Raw genomic sequence first — 18,980 nt, forward strand, 5'->3', positions numbered from 1 at the left:
ACGAAAAGCTTGCGGCATCTTAATACTTATAAAAAGCCGCAGCTACTATCAGATATAAATTATTATCAATTATAAGAGGACAAAAATATGAGATTTGAGAAATTTACCCAAAAACTGCAGTCGGCGATTCAAGAGGCACAAAGTTTGGCACTAGGTCGCGACCACACAGGTATCGACCCTGTGCATTTGCTTGCGGTATTACTGCAAGATGAGTCTAACTTATCTATCTGCCAACAAGCGGGCGCGTCTATCCCTGCGCTAAAAAATGGCGTGGCAAAAGCGCTTGAGAATCAAGCAACGATTAGCGAGCCAACAGGCGACGTTAATTTAAACCCCAATTCAGTTAAAATTTTGAACTTGGCAGATCGTCAAGCACAAAAAGAAGGCGATGATTTTATCGCCACTGAATGGGTGATGTTGGCGCTCGCTGAACAAGGCGACACTAAAAAGATATTTGAAAGTGCTGGCGTGACCGCAAGTAAGTTAAAAGCCGTGATTGAGCAATTGCGAGGTGATGATACAGTGGACAATCAAAATGCCGAAGATCAGCGTGATGCGCTGAATAAATATACGATTAATTTAACTGAACAGGCAGAACTTGGTAAGCTTGATCCGGTGATTGGTCGTGACGAAGAGATTCGCCGTACCATTCAGGTACTATCGCGCCGTACCAAAAATAACCCAGTGCTTATCGGTGAGCCGGGCGTTGGTAAAACCGCTATTGTTGAGGGCTTAGCACAGAAAATTATCAGTGGTGATGTGCCAGAAGGTCTACGCCATAAAGAAGTATTGTCGTTAGATTTGGGCTCATTGATTGCGGGTGCCAAATTCCGTGGTGAGTTCGAAGAGCGCCTCAAAGCGGTACTCAGCGACTTATCAAAGCAAGAAGGCAATATCATTCTATTTATCGATGAGCTACATACCTTAGTCGGTGCTGGTAAAGCGGATGGTGCGATGGACGCTGGTAATATGCTAAAGCCGGCGCTAGCTCGTGGTGAGTTACATTGTGTCGGTGCGACGACACTCGATGAGTATCGTCAATATATCGAAAAAGATGCCGCGCTTGAGCGTCGTTTCCAAAAAGTACTGGTCGATGAGCCAACGGTCGAAGATACCATTGCGATTTTGCGTGGTCTAAAAGACCGTTATGAGCTGCACCATGGTGTCGTTATTCAAGATAGCGCGATTATAGCGGCAGCGCGCATGAGCCATCGTTATATCACTGATCGCAAACTGCCAGATAAAGCGATTGACCTCATTGATGAAGCCGCCAGTCGCTTGCGGATGGAGATGGATAGTAAACCTGAAGCCTTAGGTAAGCTCGATAGCCGCCGTATTCAGCTGAAAATGCAGCGCGAAGTGCTCAAAAATGAAGAGGATGCAGGTGCGCAAGCAGAGCTTAAAATATTAGACAGTCAGATCGAAGAGCTAGAAAAAGAGTATGCCGATCTCAATGAGATTTGGCAGGCCGAAAAAGCTTTAGTTGAAGGCAGTAAACAGCATAAAGAAAACTTGGATAAAGCACGTATTCAGTTAGAGAAAGCCAGTCGAGAAGGCGATTATGCAGAGATGTCTCGCTTACAATATGGTGTGATACCTGAGCTTGAAAAACAAATTGCCGAGATTGATTCGGCAGAGCAAAAAGAGCAAGCTGGCGAGCCAATCACTGTAAAATTGCTACGCAATAAAGTCACCGATCATGAAATCGCTGAAGTCGTAGCAGCTGCGACTGGTATTCCAGTGAATAAAATGATGCAAGGCGAGCGTGACAAGATGATAGCGATGGAAGAAAAGCTTCATGAGCGCGTCATCGGTCAAGATGAAGCGGTCGAAGCGGTCGCCAATGCGGTACGCCGTAGTCGTGCGGGCTTGTCGGATCCAAATCGCCCTTCAGGTTCGTTCTTATTTTTAGGACCAACGGGTGTTGGTAAAACAGAGCTAACTAAATCATTGGCGAACTTTTTATTCGATAGTGAGGATGCGATTGTCCGTATCGATATGAGTGAATATATGGAGAAGCATAGCGTCAGTCGTTTGGTAGGCGCGCCTCCAGGCTATGTTGGCTATGAAGAAGGCGGTGCTTTGACTGAGGCGGTACGTCGTAAGCCTTATAGTGTGATTTTGTTTGATGAAGTTGAAAAAGCGCACCCTGATGTGTTCAATATCTTGCTACAAGTATTGGACGATGGTCGCTTGACGGATTCGCAAGGTCGCGTGGTTGACTTCAAAAACACCGTTATCATCATGACCAGTAACTTGGGCTCGCACAAAATCCAAGAGATGGTTGGTGAAAGCTACGAGAGTATTAAAGCTGAGGTTATGGAATCGGTTGGACAGCATTTCCGCCCTGAATTCGTTAACCGTATTGATGAAATCGTAGTATTCCATCCACTGGGTATGTCGCAAATGTCAGGCATTGCTGCGATTCAGTTGGATCGCTTGCGTCAGCGCTTGCATGAGCGTGAGTTGGATATCGAGTTATCAGCCGATGCTATGAACAAGCTGGTGGCAGTTGGTTACGATCCTGTATATGGTGCGCGTCCACTAAAACGTGCTATCCAACAAGAAATTGAAAACCCATTGTCATTGAAACTGCTGGCAGGTGATTTTGTCGCTGGCGATATCATCAAAGTCGATGTCGGCGCTGATGATAAGCTAACTTTTGATAAGCTTAGAATGAGCTAATAGCAAACGCTAAATGACTATCACTAAATGACTATCATTAAATGACGGTTATGGTTTAAAACCAACCCCTTATTTGCCTATTTTTATGGTAAGTAAGGGGTTTTTTTGTGCGCTATTATTATTTACCGTTTGCGTGTATTGATTATGGTATAAATAATGATAGTGCAGATAAGAATACGACAAAATTAACGGAGATGGCATCAGGATGATAACCAATAAAAAACAGAAAAACAGGCCATTACTATTATCGTTACTCATGACGTCACTACTGTTTAGTGCATCTGCATGCTCCAATCCTTCAGCCGTCAATACCGATGCCGATCTGACAGAACATAAACAAGGACAAACTGAGGCTAATAAATCAGCAGCAAGCACTGAAAAACCTGCCTTTATAACCAATACTGTTGCTACCTTTAATGAACCTTGGGCAATGACGGCGTTGCCTAACGTTAAGGATAAAACGCTTAAACTACTGGTGACCCAAAAAACAGGCGAGCTTTTGATTGTTGATACGGCAACAGGAATGAAAACTGCCGTGACAGGTATTCCAAAAGTGGCTTACGGCGGGCAGGGCGGACTTGGCGATATTATCCTTGCGTCAGATTTTGCTACTTCTAATAATATCTATATCAGCTATGTCGAAGCAGGTAAGGGCGCTGATAGTAATAAGTTCGGTGCAAAAGTAATCAAAGCGACATTGACGGGGTCAGATACTGACACGCCAATCTTAAAAGCCATAACGCCAATTTGGGAGCAATTCCCAAAACTAAAAGGACAAGGGCATTATAGCCATCGCTTGCTCTTATCACCCGATGGCAAGTATTTATATATCAGCTCGGGTGAGCGCCAAGAAAAAACGCCTGCGCAGGACATGAGTGTAAATCTGGGTAAAATTATTAGATTAAATCCTGATGGCTCAGCGCCAGCCGACAATCCATTTTCGAAAGATGGCAGTGATACGAGCATTGCCACCCAATTTTGGACCATCGGGCATCGTAATGTACTTGGTATGGCTTTCGATGACAAAGGCAGACTTTGGGCGCACGAAATGGGTCCACGCGGCGGTGATGAGTTTAATCTCATTGAAAAAGGTAAGAACTATGGCTGGCCAGTTGTCTCCAATGGTCGCAACTATTCAGGGACGGATATTCCTGATCACGACACGCGCCCTGATTTTGCTGCGCCAAAAATATCATGGACGCCCGTGATATCACCTTCTTCAATAAGTATTTATAAAGCGGGTAAATACAATGACTTCCCAGCATGGCAAGGCAACGCCCTTATCAGTGGTTTATCATCAAAAGCGCTTATCGTAGTGAATTTCGATAAAAATAAGGGAGCGGCAGAACGCTATCGCTATGATATGGGTGAGCGTATTCGTGGTGTCTTAAATGTCGATGGACAAGTATGGTTATTAGAAGATGACGCTAATGGTAGGCTGCTGCGATTATTACCCAATTAGTGGATTTTCTAATAATCTGCATGATGAACTATATAACATGAGATATATAAATAGTGAGCTAAACAATATAACTAAAATAATTGCTTAGCACCTCTCAAATCAACCTTAAAACAGCCGTAAAACAGCCGATCAACTTGTGACTAAAAAATGTCTTTATGGAGTTTATTTGGTAGTTAATTGATAATTAGGGGTTAGTTTGTTAAGGTAACCTTTCTTAAATATAAGGTTTTAGCGAATGAACGACATAAAAATAAGTAAGCTCGGCCCATTTCCACGGGTAAATAAACCTGTGTTTATCACCTCAAGTATCTTAATTGTCGGCTTTATCATTTTTGGCTCGTTATTTTCTGAAACTGCAGCCGCGCTTTTTAGTTTCTTACAGGACTTTATCGCCGAAAAATTCCGCTGGTTATTTATCATCTTATTTAACGTGGCGCTGGTGTTCTGTATTTACCTTGCTGCCAGTCGCTACGGCGATATTCGTTTAGGAAAACAAACAGAACGAGCGCAATATAGCTTGTTTTCATGGATTGCGATGCTTTTTTCGGCGGGTATCGGGATTGGATTGGTCTATTGGGGCACAGCAGAACCTTTGTACCACTTTATGGCGCCTCCCATTGGTGAGGGACAGACTGTAGAATCGGCCAAGCAAGCGATGAATCTGTCATTTTTACATTGGGGGCTGCATGCTTGGGCGATTTATACCGTCGTTGCTTTGTCGTTAGCCTATTTTCACTTCCGCCGTGGTCTGCCGTTATCGATTCGCTCAACCTTGTACCCCATCCTTGGACAAAAGATTTATGGTAAATGGGGACATACCGTCGATATTTTGGCGGTATTTGGCACGATGTTTGGGGTTGTGACATCCTTAGGTCTCGGGGTTATGCAGATTAACTCGGGTCTAGAAGGCTTATTTGGTATCCCTAATACGTTGCCCGTACAGTTTATTATCATCGCCTTTGTGACTTCATTAGCTTGTGGCTCGCTGATGTTAGGTCTTGATAAAGGCATTAAGCGCCTCAGTGATATCAATATGGGACTGACCGGTATTCTATTAGCCTTTATGGTGATTTTGGGTCCCACGTTATTTATCTTTGACAGCTTTATTGAAAATATTGGTAACTATCTGGCAAACATCGTCACGTTATCGACGTGGAGCGAAGCTTATAGTGGCACTGATTGGCAAAGCGCTTGGACGATATTTTATTGGGCATGGTGGGTCAGTTGGTCACCGTTTGTCGGCGTGTTTATCGCGCGTATCAGCCGTGGTCGTACCATTCGCGAGTTTGTATTTGGCGTTCTGCTTATCCCTATGACGATATTGTTCTTCTGGTTTACGGCTTTTGGTGGCGTTGCCATTCAGATGGAGCTGCTAGCCGCTATCAGTCCTGATTTGGTCAGCCCAGGATTGGTCGCCGCGGTGCAAGCTGATACGGGTAGTGCCATTTTTAAATTGGTTGAATACTATCCATTTACCAAACCCATCACCTTATTAATTGTGGTGATGATTGTACTTTGGTTTGTGACATCATCAGATTCGGCCAGTTTTGTCATTGATATGCTGACGGCTGGTGGTGATACCAATCCACCTAAAATTCAGCGTTTATTTTGGGCAATTATGCAGGGCGTGATTGCGGCAATTTTATTAGCAGCAGGTGGTTTAGGCGCATTACAAGCGGCGGCCATCGTGGCAGGATTACCGTTTGCTTTGGTCATATTTGTGATGATGTATGCGCTATTACGTGGCATGAGTCGCGACCGTCTTATCTTATATCGCAACCAGCAGCGTTACATTACTGACGAGTCAGCCGACCATAATTCGGCCAATGAGTTCGTTGATGAAGAGCTATTAAAAGGCCCGCCTAAAATTGCGAAAGGTGATTAATAGGCTACGTATAGTAAGTTTAAAAGTATTTTTATTAACGTAATCATGTGGTTAGATGCTATAAGTTTTACTTAAAAACAATATAATAATTGTCATTTAAAATCCTAAGATGCATCGTTATCTTAGGATTTTTTGATTTTTACCATTAGCAGATGACTGGCCCGATTTGATAGTTTGTAAATATCTTGTTAAGGTTGGCGTCCTAAAAAATTGAGACGACTGAATGGATCACGTTAAAGTTGGCCGATTGGGCCCTTTTCCACGGGTAAGTAGACCTGTTTTTTTAACCTCAGCGATTTTAATCCTCGCGTTTATTATTTTCGGTGCCTTTTTTAATGAATTGGCAACCGAAGTGTTTGGCCAAGCGAAGGCATTTGTATCGATGCGCTTTGGTTGGTTTTTTATCATGGTGGTCAACTTAACGTTGGTGATGAGTATCTATCTGATATTTAGCCGCTATGGCGATATTAGGCTCGGTCACCAGAACGAGAACCCAGAATACAATCTGGTGTCTTGGATTGGCATGCTATTTTCCGCAGGTATCGGTATTGGCTTGCTCTATTGGGGTACGGCTGAGCCGCTATATCACTTTATGGCGCCGCCGTTAGGTGAGCCTGAAAGTGTTGCCGCCGCTAAGCAAGCGATGAACATCTCGTTCTTGCATTATGGTCTGCATGTCTGGGCACTCTATGGCATGGTGGCATTATCCTTGGCGTATTTTCATTATCGCCGTGGTCTGCCGTTGGCGATTCGCTCAACCCTATATCCGTTAATTGGCAAAAAAATCTACGGCCCTATGGGTCATACGGTCGATACACTGGCAGTATTTGGCACCATGTTTGGTGTGGTGACGACATTAGGTCTTGGGGTACTACAGATTAACTCGGGGCTTGAGAGTTTATTTGGTATTCCAAATAACATCACCGTGCAAATTATCTTGATTGCCTTTATCACTATGCTGGCAGGATTGTCGCTATTAATGGGACTTGATAAAGGGATTAAGCGCTTAAGTGATATCAATATTTTCTTCACCATTGTGCTATTAAGCTTTGTCATTATTTTGGGTCCAACCCAGTTTATTTTTAACAGTTTCTTTGAGAATATTGGCAATTATCTGCATCAAGTGATTCCACTTGGTCTGTGGACAGAGTCTTATGAAGGGGAAGCCAACTGGCAGTCGTCTTGGACGGTGTTCTACTGGGCTTGGTGGATTAGCTGGTCACCATTCGTTGGCGTGTTCGTTGCCCGTATTTCTCGTGGTCGTACCATTCGCGAGTTTATCCTAGGGGTGTTATTAATCCCGATTACTATTTTATTCTTATGGTTCACCGCCTTTGGTGGTTCAGCCGTTCATATGGAACTGATGGCAGCGGTTGACCCAAATATCGCAAGTCCAGGACTGGTTGAAGCAGTGCGAGCAGATACTGGTAGTGCTATCTTTAAATTGATGGAGTCGTATCCGCTGACCGCAGCACTAAACGGACTTATCGTGGTGATGATTGTACTTTGGTTTGTCACCTCATCAGATTCTGCCAGTTTTGTCATTGATATGCTGACCTCGGGCGGTGACACCAACCCACCGAAAATCCAGCGGTTATTCTGGGCGGGCACAGAAGGCGTGATAGCGGCGGTGCTATTAGCCGCAGGCGGTTTGGGTGCGCTACAAGCCGCTTCTATCGTCTCTGGCCTTCCATTTGCCGTGGTCATTTTCATTATGATGTATTCATTACTGCGGGGCTTGAGCCGTGATAGGTTGATACTTTATCGTAATCAGCAGTGGTTTATCACTGAAGAATCGGCTGAGCACAACTCCGCCAATGAGTTCCGTGATGAAGAGTTATTGACGGGACCGCCGAGCATTAAGAAAATTGATGAGTAACTATTTAGATAACTCAAAAATTTAATTTTCTGAAAAATGCTAATAGTTAATAATGTGAAAAATCCCAGTTTTGAGCTGGGATTCTTTATTAGCGTTTAATAATGTATTGGTATTTAGCGAATGATAGATATTTAACAATATGATTTCGAAATTATTATTACTGTTATAAACATTCGCCTTTTACATAGCTAATTGCCTCAGGCGTGCTACAAGCTGAGCAAGCATTGCCAGCCGTGCGATAGCTTATCACTGAGCCGACTTGAGTTTTTACGCAGACCGGATCGTATTGCGCTGTACACATGGTTTTTTCAGGGTTAAAGGTTGGACACTGGGCAACGATTCCTTTGGGAGGATGACTGGTGTGAGAAGCGGGCGGCTGAATAGGTGCGCTATCAGGCATAGGGTTTGAGTTAGGGCTGATATTATTACAACCTGCTAAACCGAGTGTAAAAGTTATGGTGAGTGATAGGGCGAGGGTAGAAGGCTTTAATAAAGATAGCCATGGTTTAGATAGAGCGCTCATCATAAATATCCTTATACAGTTTTTGTCATTATATAATTTTCGTCATTTATTTTGTATTAAACGCCAGTTTTTAACAAAAAGCAAATGCACAACTGAGCTTTCAATTCGCTACTCACATTTAATAAGCGCAGTATTAGAACAATAAAAACCCAAGCTTATAAGGCTTGGGTTATTTATGTTACTTCTTAATAAAATTCTTGAATAAGATTTTAGAAAGCTTACTGCGCAGGTTTATCATCTTTATTAAGCTGTACATACTTATCAAAGTTTTGTGCGTAGTCAGTCAAGTTATCGCTTAACATTTGACGATATTGTTTGGTATAAAACTCAACGATATCGTCTTTTTCTTTGGCGAAATCATCACCCTTTACAAAGCCAATAGAGGCAACTGAAGCGCTATAACGTGCCGCTGCATAAAGCAGTGACGCGCCTACTTGACCTGAATGTGCTTCAGAACCTAGTTGACTGTTTGCCACGCCAATAATCGCATCGGCACGCTGGTAAAATGCTTGCATCTCAGGGGTAATTTCAAGAGCAGCATCAATATCGTCATTTTTGGCATTGTTTTGAGCGTCGTTTTGAACATTGTCTAGCATATTGTCTTGAGACATAAGCGACTCCTAATAAGGGTAAGTAAATTTAAATATATTACGGCAGTCTTTAAACTTAAGAAGGGTAAAGACTGGATAAATCAAAAAATGGATAAAATAGTAAAAAATCTAACCTTAGGCTTATAAACCTGCATCGGCTTTTAAGATTTCTGCTTTGTCAGTTTTTTCCCAGGTAAAGGCAGTTTCAGAACCTTGGCGACCGAAGTGACCAAAGGTTGCCGTTTGCTGGTACATCGGCTGTAACAAGTTCAGCATACGCGTAATACCGTAAGGACGTAGGTCAAAATGGGTACGAATTAGGCTAATGATTTCATCGTTGCTGATTTTGTTAGTACCAAAGGTGTTAATTGAAATCGAAGTCGGTTCAGCAACCCCAATCGCATAGCTCACTTGTAACTCACAGCGATCTGCAATACCGGCAGCGACGATGTTTTTAGCCACATAACGCACCGCATACGCAGCGCTGCGATCGACTTTTGAAGGATCTTTACCACTAAATGCGCCGCCACCATGACGCGCCATACCGCCGTAAGTATCAACGATAATTTTACGACCAGTAAGACCAGCATCACCGACAGGACCACCAATGACAAATTTACCAGTTGGATTGATATGATAGCGCGTACCGGCATGCAATAAATCTGCTGGCAATACTTGCTTGATGATAGATTCCATTACCGCTTCTTGCAGGTCTGCTTGCGAGATACTTGGATCATGCTGAGTTGATAAAACCACGGCGTCAATGGCAACCGGTTTATTACCGTCGTATTTAAGGGTCACTTGGGCTTTGGCATCCGGACGTAACCAAGGCAGATCACCGCCACGGCGCAGCTCAGATTGACGCTCCATCAAGCGATGCGCATATTCGATCGGCGCTGGCATCAATACTTCGGTCTCATTGCTGGCATAACCAAACATTAAGCCTTGGTCGCCGGCACCTTGTTCTTCAGGGTCGCTACGATCGACACCTTGAGCAATTTCAGGAGACTGCTTACCCAGCATATTAATAACGGCACAGGTCTCGCCATCAAAGCCTAAGTCTGAGTGATGATAACCAATGCCGTTTACCGTATCACGCACGATACGTTCAACGTCGATATTGGCAGTCGTGGTGACTTCGCCTGCCAGTATCACCGCGCCAGTCTTAACCAGCGTTTCACACGCCACACGAGCATGGATGTCTTGACGTAAAATGGCATCAAGGATAGCATCTGAAATTTGGTCAGCCATTTTATCAGGATGACCTTCGCTCACAGATTCTGAGGTAAATAAGTTGTATTCGCGCATAATGGGATCGCTTAATTGCAGGGACTGTAATATATAAACTCAGTCATTATTAAATGTTAACGGAAAAGAGAAGGTAAAAGTGAATCAAAAAATTATGGTATTTTACCGTGAATCGAGTTAAAACTCTAGTGTCAGCCATGACGGCTAACAATTGTAGAAATCATCGAGGCGGCTGTCTTCTTGCCAACGGTATTCTGTATAGTCAGCGACTGCTTTTGCGCTATCAAGCCCGTGTCTATCAGCAATAAAACCGAGCGCCATATCCATGCCTGCTGTGACGCCTGAAGAGGTATAGAACTAGCCGTCTACGACCCAGCGTGCTTGCTTTAACCAATGCACGGCAGTCGATTGCTCGGTTACCCATTGCCAAGCACGCTTGTTTGACGTGGCTCGTTTATGGTCTAAGATGCCTGCCTTTGCCAATAAAGCACTACCTGTACAGACGCTAAGTACCCAGTCGGCGTTATCAGCGAGCATAGTCAGGGTCTGCAAAAAATGACTATTATTGATGAGTGGACGTGTACCTTTACCGCCGACGACCAATAATATATTCGTTTGCTGGGCTAACTCTGCTATTGCGACAGTTTGTAAGGCAACACCATGATGGTTATGAATGATACCACCTTTCATTGACGCAAATTGGATATGAAAATACTCAGGCAGGCTACCAAATAGCTCAATAGGTCCAAATAAGTCTAAGGTTTCAAAGTCATCAAATACGAGTGCGGTCAGGGTCTGCATTCTGCTTCCTCAAGGTAAAGCATTAAGCTGAAGTATTTAGAAAGAAAATATCTAACAGTCTTTAAAGCTCTAAAAAATGGGCTTTATCCTTAAACATACATTCTTCATAAACAGGACAAGCGCCGCATTTTGGGGTGCGAGCCTGACAGGTATAGCGCCCATGCAAAATCAAATAATGATGAGCATCAACGATAAAATCATCGGGGATACGTTCGAGCAGTTTTTTCTCAACGATTAAGACGTTTTTACCTGTTGCAAGTCCAGTACGGTTGCCGACGCGAAAGATATGGGTATCGACTGCCATTGTCGGCTGTCCAAAGGCGGTATTTAACACCACATTCGCCGTCTTGCGCCCGACGCCCGCTAGAGATTCTAAATCTTTACGGTTATCAGGGACGGTGCTATCAAACTTCTCAATCAAGTCACGACAGGTTTTGATGACGTTTTTGGCTTTGGCATTATATAAACCGATATTCTTAATATACGCTTTAAGGCCTTCTTCACCTAATGCCAAAATGGACTCAGGCGTATTCGCTACCGAATAGAGCTGATTGGTCGCAATATTGACACTAACATCGGTCGCTTGCGCCGATAATATGACGGCGATAAGCAGCTCAAAGTTACTGCCGTAATTTAGTTCAGTAACTGGCTCTTCGATAGTCGCAGCCAACTTCTCAAAGAATGGGCGCACATCACGATTGGGCATCCGCCTCGATGGTGGCGTATCGGCAGTTTTATGTTTAACGGTTTTACTCATGGTATTTTTACCATTACTTTATTCATTGGTTATTCAGAAGCAGATATTTGCTATTAAAGTTGCGCGAGTTCTGTTTGTAATCCTTCAAGCTCTGCTTGTTTACTGTCATTTGGACGTACGCTAAGCTGCTTTTCTAACTTCTTAATTTTACTGCGTAGTTTGGCGGCGGCAATCGTGTTTTTTGCTTGTGCTTCGCTGATATTTAACGATTGACTGGCGGCATTATTCAGTTTTGCCTCCACCATGCTGACCACAGGTTTGCTATTGCTGCTATCAGCCAGCTGCTCACTAACGCGTCTCAAATGGGTATGATAACGTTGGCGCAAATCTTCTTGTTCAAGCGTGCGCTCAGCTGTTGATAGGGTACGCTCAACGGTGACTAAGTCAATGCAATCAACCGGGCAGGGCGCGATACATAGTTCACAACCCGTGCACAAGTCCGTAAAAATGGTATGCATATGCTTGCCAGTCCCGACGATGGCGTCAACAGGGCAGGCAGGGATACATTTGGTACAGCCGATACAGTCATCTTCCCGAATCACCGCGCGCACTTCTACTGGACGCTGCGAGTTAGCATCTATCGGCCATTTTGACGGCTCAGCGCTAAAGGTTTGTGTATCGCTGCTATCTTGATTGATAATTTGCGCAATCTCATCGGTCACTGGCTGCCCACCGGGCACACATTTATTATAAGGCTCTTTGTCGATAACAATCGCCACCGCATACGGCAAACAGCCATCAGCATGGTCGCAAAGTCCACATTGGGTTTGCGGCAAGCAGGCGTCAATGCGCGCAATCTTTTCTTGGGTGGCGTCAGGCAAGCTCTCTATGTCCAAGCTGTTGAATAAAATAGGCAGATTGGTCAAACGGATAAGATGGCTTTTTTTACTCATGGTACTTTGCATTTAATGTAAAACCTTGATATCAGTGCTAGGTACTGACATTAGAATAAATAGGGTAATAGTAAGGAGCGCTAAATCTGCAAATGAGATAAGCGCTGCTAGGTTAAGTCCGTAAACATCCATAAACAATAACTGCATTTATAAATGATGTCTTGCCATTATCAGTTAAAGTGATATGCCATGCTCAGTAGCAATTTGCGCAATCAGCTCGTAAGCAATACTGCCTTTCGACGGTATTTTTGGTAAATTTGACAGGTCAAAAAAATCAGCATGTGACAGCTCATCTTCTTGTATCACAATATCACCACCATCATGCGACGCTCGAAAACCAAGCATTAAATTAGACGGAAACGGCCAAGGTTGACTGCTGACATAGCGAATATCGGTGAGGCTAATATTCACCTCTTCTGCCACTTCGCGTACCACCGCATGCTCCAAACTTTCACCGACTTCTACAAAACCAGCAATCAAACCATATTGTAGCGCTTGTTGAGGGGTTTTTTGCTGCCCATAACGGTGGTGGTGCGCCAGTAAAATTTGCATTTCACCCGTTTGTGGATTTGGTCGAGTAATGGCGGTAATGATACACGGCTGCACGCGCGGATACTGGCGTAAGCGGCAAACTTGGCAGACCATCGCGCGCTCAGCGCTTGCGGCATGTACCACGGGAGCCGCGCAGCGACTACAAAACTGCGTATCAGCTTGCCAACGTAACAGCTGTATGGCTTGACTAAGTTGGTCAGATAAGGCGAATGGCAGTTGCGTGATAAGCAAGCGATAAGCAATAAAAGCGCACTCGTCATTATCTAGAGTGTTTCTTTCTTCGCTATTAGTTGTTAAATCTCTATTATTTAGAACATTGCTTTCTAAATTACTGTTTTCTGAATTGTGGCTTTCTAAAACAATAGGCAAATCAATATGATGAGCTATGGCATAGTCATAAGTTATCGCTATGGTGGCTTGTGCCGTAAAAGTATTGGCAGCCTCGGTTTTAAAATCGTCCAAACTATCTTCAACTTGACCGCTATCAGCGCTAACTAACCAATGATTCGGGGCTAAGCTTTCAAATAGTGTGACTCGTCCAACTTGATAGGCTGGCTGCATGTTATGAATGTCATGAGTGTTTAACGCTGTATCATTAACCGACTTTGGTAACTGAATCTGCACAGGCCACCAGCCATTAGGCGTTTGACGACATAAAACCGTCTCGTCACGAAGTATAAAGGCATGGGTCATAGGATAAGTTTCCAAACAATCAAAGACAGACTCATATCCGCTTGGGTAAGAGTCTGTTGAAAATAAGCAGTTAAGAAGCTAAGCACTTAGGCTGCAAGCAGTTGGCTTAAGCTTTGTTGGCCGACATCTAGTGCCTGTTTATTCACAGGACGATTATTCTCAAAACCATCTAAATGATGGTCAACGGCCATAATGACATCGGCGATATAAGCCAAAGTGCCGTCATCAATTCGTGCACCACTATCAATGCGCTGCTGCAAATAACTCGCTAATTGGCTGAGCATACTGGCAGGGGTTGGTAATTGTAAAAAGCGCACCGCACCTGACACTTGGCGCAGCATCTCAGGGATATTTTGAATATTGAGGATATCACGCTCAGGCTCCGCCAAATAATCATTGATGGCTTGTTCGGCACTGGCAATGGCGGTACGGCTTTCTTGTATCAGCGTATCATACGCTGTGTTTAGCTGATGTAATGAAATATGCGGATTATTCAAAGGCAAATAAATTGCCCCTGGCGTATGCATCTCTGCCATAGCGATAGTGGCATTTTCAGCATGCATCAATGCCAATAATAAATGGTCAAAATCTTCTGGCGTAGGTGCGCGCCATTTGCTCACTGCCTCTGCGGCAGCATTTAGACTGTTGGCAGCATTTGCTAAACCCAATAACTGAAAAGCTGAACTCAGCTCAGTCAGCTGCTCGGTGATTTGCGAGGTTTGCATATCGACAGGATTGATGGAATCACCGCGTGCGTAGCTATCGACATTTTCTTTGATGCTATTGATTTGTGCTTGAATAATAGTGTTTAACGTATCGGTTAAAGCACGGTTAGGACCAAATAAGAAGCGCGCCATCTGCTCAAGTTGCGGTGTCTCTAACTGATTGGCAGCATATTGCTCGCGTAGGATTTTGGCCTCTGCCGTATCACGCTGGCAAGCAAAGCTAACCAAGTCCGCAAAGCGCGTATCCATTACGGGCAGATAGCTTTGGAATTGCTGCTCTAAGTAAATAAGCGTATGCTTTTGGCTTAAGTTTAGCGGTAAGATACTGGCAATATCGGCAACGGCGGCGGTTGCTGCTTGCCAAAACAAACGGTTAGAGTTTGCCGCTATCAAGGCGCAAGCTGCTGACATCGCATCGAGTTTTTGCTGCTCATCGTCGCTCACATTACCGTCTTGATTTAATAAAGCAACCCCAAGCCCACTACGATAAGCGTAAGTCAGTAAGTCGCTGTCAAGGTTAAGCTCGTGAAGCGGTTGAAAATTGTTCTCAGGATTGGCAATGATGACGCTGCTGCTACCAAAAGTGGAAAAATAATCGGCAGCGATAGGTGCGCCTTGCCCGTGAGCATTGAGCTTATTAATGATAGGCAGTAGTAATGTAGGCTCTACCGATTCTGTCAGTAGGACAAATTCAATATAGCGATCAAGCGTCATGATGGCTTCTGATAAGTCCATAATTAGAGCAGTATCGCTATTATCACCACTATCATACAGTTGTTGTAAGCCATGTACGATTGCGTTATTGAGCGCCTCAGCACCGGCCAAAGCAATCAGCTCAAAAATACAAGACAGCTGTTTTAACACAATAATAGAGTCTAACAATAAAGGCGCTTGGCTATTATCATCATTGAATTCGCCCAAATGAATCTCAGTGTCTTTTAAGATGACGTTAATTTCATCGTGCAATAAATGCAGCGATGGCAAGTTAAAATCAGTCACACTCAAGGTTGGGGCAGTTAATTTCATTTGCGTAGAATGGTTCATAGTTGTTTTTTTCCATGACGTACTGATGAAAATAGCAATGATTTGGAGGATAGATTAAAAAATTATATGAGTAAGATTTCAACCCTTATTGTCATAATAAAGACTAACTGACTTAACTACCAGTATAAAGAGACTAACTGACTTAACTACCAGTATAAGGGGTTATTTTAATAAAAAATGATTTTAATGGTAGTTATTATAGCGGCTACATTTTATCTTTAAGCGCAGGATAATCGTCTGCAAGCGCCGCATACCAGCTTTGATTGGCACTCTCATTGCTGCTCGATTTAAGCAATAACGCGGCCAAATCAGCAAAGCTTGCATGCGCTGTATGTCCGCCATCAGACTGGGCGTCGTCCTCTATAGCAAGGGTGACTTGTCCACCGGTCATTGCCAAATAAACTTCAGCCAAGATCTCTGAGTCAAGTAAAGCGCCGTGGAAAGTACGGTCTTGTTTACCGACATCTAGGCGGCGAACAAGGGCATCTAGGGTGTTTTTCTGCCCCGGATATTGCTGCTTGGCCATAACCAGTGAGTCAGTCACTTGGACGCGCTCCGCAAAGTCATGCATGCCAACTTTAGCGAACTCCATGTTTAAGAAGTTCATATCAAAGGTGGCGTTATGGGCGATGATTTCGGCACCGTCCATAAAATCATACAGCGCCTGAGCGACTTGATCGAAGGTTGGTTTATCGGTTAAAAACGCCTCAGAGATACCATGAATACGAATCACTTCTTCATCCATACCGCGCTGCGGGTTGATATAGACATGGAGCTTTTCGCCGGTAAATTTACGCCCGATCATCTCTACGATACCAACTTCGATAATACGGTCGCCCTTCATTGGATCAAGACCTGTGGTCTCGGTATCCATAATAAGCTGACGGTCAGATTCATGACGATGAATAGGTTTGGGTAGCAGCGGTATAAAATACGGATTGGCACGGCTGGTATCACCATCGAATGTCGGTGTATCAGTTTCCATGCGAGCTTCCGTTTTAGCTTCTACTTCAGTATCCATATTGGTATCTATATCTGACATATCGGTATTTCTCATGGGTTCGCTAGCATTATACTGATGTTGATTTTCATATTGATGACGGTTTTCTTCGACTAAAATATTATTATTTATAGTATTGTCATACTTATTATTATCATCGTCTTCTAATGCGTTGTTTTCTTCTGTATGGTTTTCTAGCTCGGCATCAAGCTCATCATCCATCATATCAAAGCCTAATGGATCAAATTTTAGCCAATCATCGCTAGCATTTTGGGTATTATCGGTCACTATTTGCTCTTTTTTTTTAGCAGTCTCTTGCGCGCCTATTTTTGATAAATCTTCACTGCTAGAGGTCACGCCCAAATTTGCCAGCTCGTCCGCTTTTTCATTGCCCGCATGACCAGCATGACCTTTGACCCAATGCCAATCGATATCGCGCTGTTGGCACAGCTCATCGAGTTGCTGCCAAAGGTCTTGGTTGGCGACAGGTTTTTTACTCGCCGTTTTCCAGCCTCTTTTTTTCCAGCCTTCAATCCATTCGGTAATGCCTTTTTTGACATAGCTTGAGTCTGTCCAAATCTCGAGATTGTGCTCATGCGGACTATGGGTCAGTGCTTGTATCGCGCCCATTAACTCCATGCGATTATTGGTGGTTTCTTTATCACCACCATATAAATCCTGCGTACAACCATCGCTAAATATCAGGTGCGCGCCCCAGCCGCCAGCACCCGGATTGCCTTTACAAGCACCGTCGGTATAAGCAACTGTCGTATTGGGTTTCGCGGCCAACGGATTTATGGCGTTGTTGGTATTAAATGACTGCGCTGAAGTAAAAGTGTCTGACATAAAAGCGTATTGACCTAATAAATGGTAAACGTGGAGCAGGGCGGTTTCGGTAGTGCTATTTTTACACTAGCTAACACGATATATTTTAGGGTTGAGTATAGCAAATCTATCCCAGCTATGGGCAGCTGCCATTCACAAAATCGTAAAAGCACAGATGATAGTAGTGATGATAATAATAACGCGGTGGTTTTCTGTTAAAATGGCTTTGATGATAATACGATGGTGCGATTTTATTGTTTTTTTAATTGTCTTTAGTCATGCGCTCAATATCAGCTTTTTATCTCCAAATGCAGGATAACCCTATGATGTCCGTACGCCCAAACGTGTTTTATAGAAAATTGACGCCCTTAATGGTCGCTATCATGGCAAGTAGCGCGCTGTTTTTGAGTGCTTGCAATGATAGTAATACGCAAGCTGATACTAAAAAGGTTGATACGCCAGCGGATTTATCCATATTTGAAGGCTGCTACACTGTCAGCCATGACGAGCCTGCGCAAATAAAAGTCAGCCAAGAAGCCGGTATGTGGGTGATGCAAATGAAAGAGCCAGCAAGTGCCAAGCGCGTTTGGGATGATGCTGAGCCGTTAGAGGTGATTGAAAATAGCGACATACCGACATATTTTTCTATCGACCCTGATAATGTCGATGCGGTCATCGGTCGTCCGGATAGAGTGTTAGTACTTGCGCATGTGAAGCCTGTTTACGCTAATATCGATCCGCTACTTGATAGTGAGTACTTATCTTATATCTATAAAGGTGCAAACACTATTTACCGTATCGAATGTGACGACGTCAATACGGACATTTTAGCCAATCCTCATGCCAATATTGTCATTGATAATGTCGGTACGGGCAGCTAAATGAAGAGTTTGATAGAGACTGAAAGGTCTAATAAAAGTGAATTGCAAACAGTTATTAAGTGACCATTATTCATTATAAAACCTCTTTATAAATAATCGTTTCTCATAAATAGTTAAGTCATTAGAGTCAGGCAATATGAATTTTTTTAGTTATGTGGTGTTAGGCGGATTTTCTTATGCGGCGGGTTGGGCGGTCAGAAGCTATATCCTAGATAAACAGCCGAAACCTGAGCAGCCTTATAATCTTAAACATCCTGCTATATTGGCGTATCTAGGCGGATTTTTTATTATTATGCTGATTGTTTCATGGCTCATCGGCCGCTACTTGCTTGGTCATATTGCCGTTGATTTACCCTTTATTATTGTGAATAGCCTCGTCGCTACGTTTGTGTATTCATTTGGTCTAAATCCAGAAAAAGCCAATTATGAAGTGCCAGATTAACCCATATAAATGAATGACTAGCGGTTGATAAAAAAGCCACGGCTGATAAATTGCTCATCAGCCGTGGCTTTTCAAAATACTCATTTCAAGCTTGT

Annotated in this window: 15 protein-coding genes; 6 read left to right on the forward strand and 9 right to left on the reverse strand. The window is 43.6% G+C overall.

Going from position 1 to position 18,980, the window contains the following annotated elements:
• Nucleotides 1-87: 87 nt before the first annotated feature.
• From clpB to JMW39_RS03440, 4 genes are all read left to right on the forward strand, one after another.
• A complete protein-coding gene (clpB, locus tag JMW39_RS03425; protein ID WP_201543847.1) occupies nt 88-2,685 on the forward strand; it encodes an ATP-dependent chaperone ClpB in 2,598 nt (865 codons plus the stop codon).
• A gap of 205 nt (nt 2,686-2,890) precedes the next feature.
• Nucleotides 2,891-4,147, forward strand: a complete 1,257-nt coding sequence (locus tag JMW39_RS03430) for a PQQ-dependent sugar dehydrogenase (protein WP_201543849.1) — start codon at nt 2,891-2,893, stop codon at nt 4,145-4,147.
• A 235-nt stretch (nt 4,148-4,382) separates the two neighbouring features.
• Nucleotides 4,383-6,032 carry a BCCT family transporter gene (locus JMW39_RS03435; RefSeq protein ID WP_201543851.1) on the forward strand — a complete coding sequence of 550 codons (1,650 nt, stop codon included), beginning with the start codon at nt 4,383-4,385 and terminating at the stop codon, nt 6,030-6,032.
• A gap of 223 nt (nt 6,033-6,255) precedes the next feature.
• The gene (locus JMW39_RS03440) at nt 6,256-7,911 is read left to right on the forward strand and encodes a BCCT family transporter (protein ID WP_201543853.1); all 1,656 of its coding nucleotides are present in this window, start codon (nt 6,256-6,258) and stop codon (nt 7,909-7,911) included.
• A 163-nt stretch (nt 7,912-8,074) separates the two neighbouring features.
• On the opposite strand, the gene JMW39_RS03445 is transcribed toward JMW39_RS03440, so the two are convergent.
• The 9 genes from JMW39_RS03445 to dnaQ form a co-directional block, all read right to left on the reverse strand.
• Nucleotides 8,075-8,434, reverse strand: coding sequence for a hypothetical protein (locus JMW39_RS03445; RefSeq protein WP_201543854.1), 360 nt, complete (start codon nt 8,432-8,434; stop codon nt 8,075-8,077).
• A gap of 218 nt (nt 8,435-8,652) precedes the next feature.
• Entirely contained in the window at nt 8,653-8,949 is a 297-nt protein-coding gene (locus JMW39_RS03450; protein WP_201544284.1) for a DUF3144 domain-containing protein, read from the reverse strand.
• Nucleotides 8,950-9,165: 216 nt separating this feature from the next.
• Nucleotides 9,166-10,332: a methionine adenosyltransferase gene (metK, locus tag JMW39_RS03455; protein WP_201543855.1), complete on the reverse strand. Its 1,167-nt coding sequence runs from the start codon at nt 10,330-10,332 to the stop codon at nt 9,166-9,168.
• A 297-nt stretch (nt 10,333-10,629) separates the two neighbouring features.
• Nucleotides 10,630-11,073: a DJ-1/PfpI family protein gene (locus tag JMW39_RS03460; protein WP_265088438.1), complete on the reverse strand. Its 444-nt coding sequence runs from the start codon at nt 11,071-11,073 to the stop codon at nt 10,630-10,632.
• Between the two features lie 61 nt (nt 11,074-11,134).
• Nucleotides 11,135-11,830, reverse strand: coding sequence for an endonuclease III (gene nth / locus JMW39_RS03465; RefSeq protein WP_201543856.1), 696 nt, complete (start codon nt 11,828-11,830; stop codon nt 11,135-11,137).
• Nucleotides 11,831-11,883: 53 nt separating this feature from the next.
• Entirely contained in the window at nt 11,884-12,735 is an 852-nt protein-coding gene (locus JMW39_RS03470; RefSeq protein ID WP_201543859.1) for an RnfABCDGE type electron transport complex subunit B, read from the reverse strand.
• A 162-nt stretch (nt 12,736-12,897) separates the two neighbouring features.
• Complete coding sequence (nudC, locus tag JMW39_RS03475) at nt 12,898-13,968, reverse strand: NAD(+) diphosphatase (RefSeq protein ID WP_201543861.1); 1,071 nt, start codon at nt 13,966-13,968, stop codon at nt 12,898-12,900.
• A gap of 86 nt (nt 13,969-14,054) precedes the next feature.
• Nucleotides 14,055-15,737, reverse strand: coding sequence for a hypothetical protein (locus JMW39_RS03480; protein ID WP_201543863.1), 1,683 nt, complete (start codon nt 15,735-15,737; stop codon nt 14,055-14,057).
• Nucleotides 15,738-15,942: 205 nt separating this feature from the next.
• Nucleotides 15,943-17,583, reverse strand: a complete 1,641-nt coding sequence (gene dnaQ / locus JMW39_RS03485) for a DNA polymerase III subunit epsilon (RefSeq protein WP_201543865.1) — start codon at nt 17,581-17,583, stop codon at nt 15,943-15,945.
• A gap of 302 nt (nt 17,584-17,885) precedes the next feature.
• On the opposite strand from dnaQ, the gene JMW39_RS03490 reads away from it, so the two are divergent.
• Both JMW39_RS03490 and JMW39_RS03495 read left to right on the forward strand, forming a co-directional pair.
• Nucleotides 17,886-18,443 (forward strand): hypothetical protein, encoded by a 558-nt coding sequence (locus JMW39_RS03490; protein WP_227679221.1) that lies wholly within the window; start codon nt 17,886-17,888, stop codon nt 18,441-18,443.
• 136 nt (nt 18,444-18,579) lie between these two features.
• Nucleotides 18,580-18,885, forward strand: coding sequence for a hypothetical protein (locus tag JMW39_RS03495; protein WP_201543867.1), 306 nt, complete (start codon nt 18,580-18,582; stop codon nt 18,883-18,885).
• The last annotated feature ends 95 nt before the right edge of the window (nt 18,886-18,980 follow it).

The organism is Psychrobacter immobilis (assembly GCF_904846175.1).
GTDB classification, from domain to species: Bacteria; Pseudomonadota; Gammaproteobacteria; order Pseudomonadales; family Moraxellaceae; genus Psychrobacter; species Psychrobacter immobilis_E.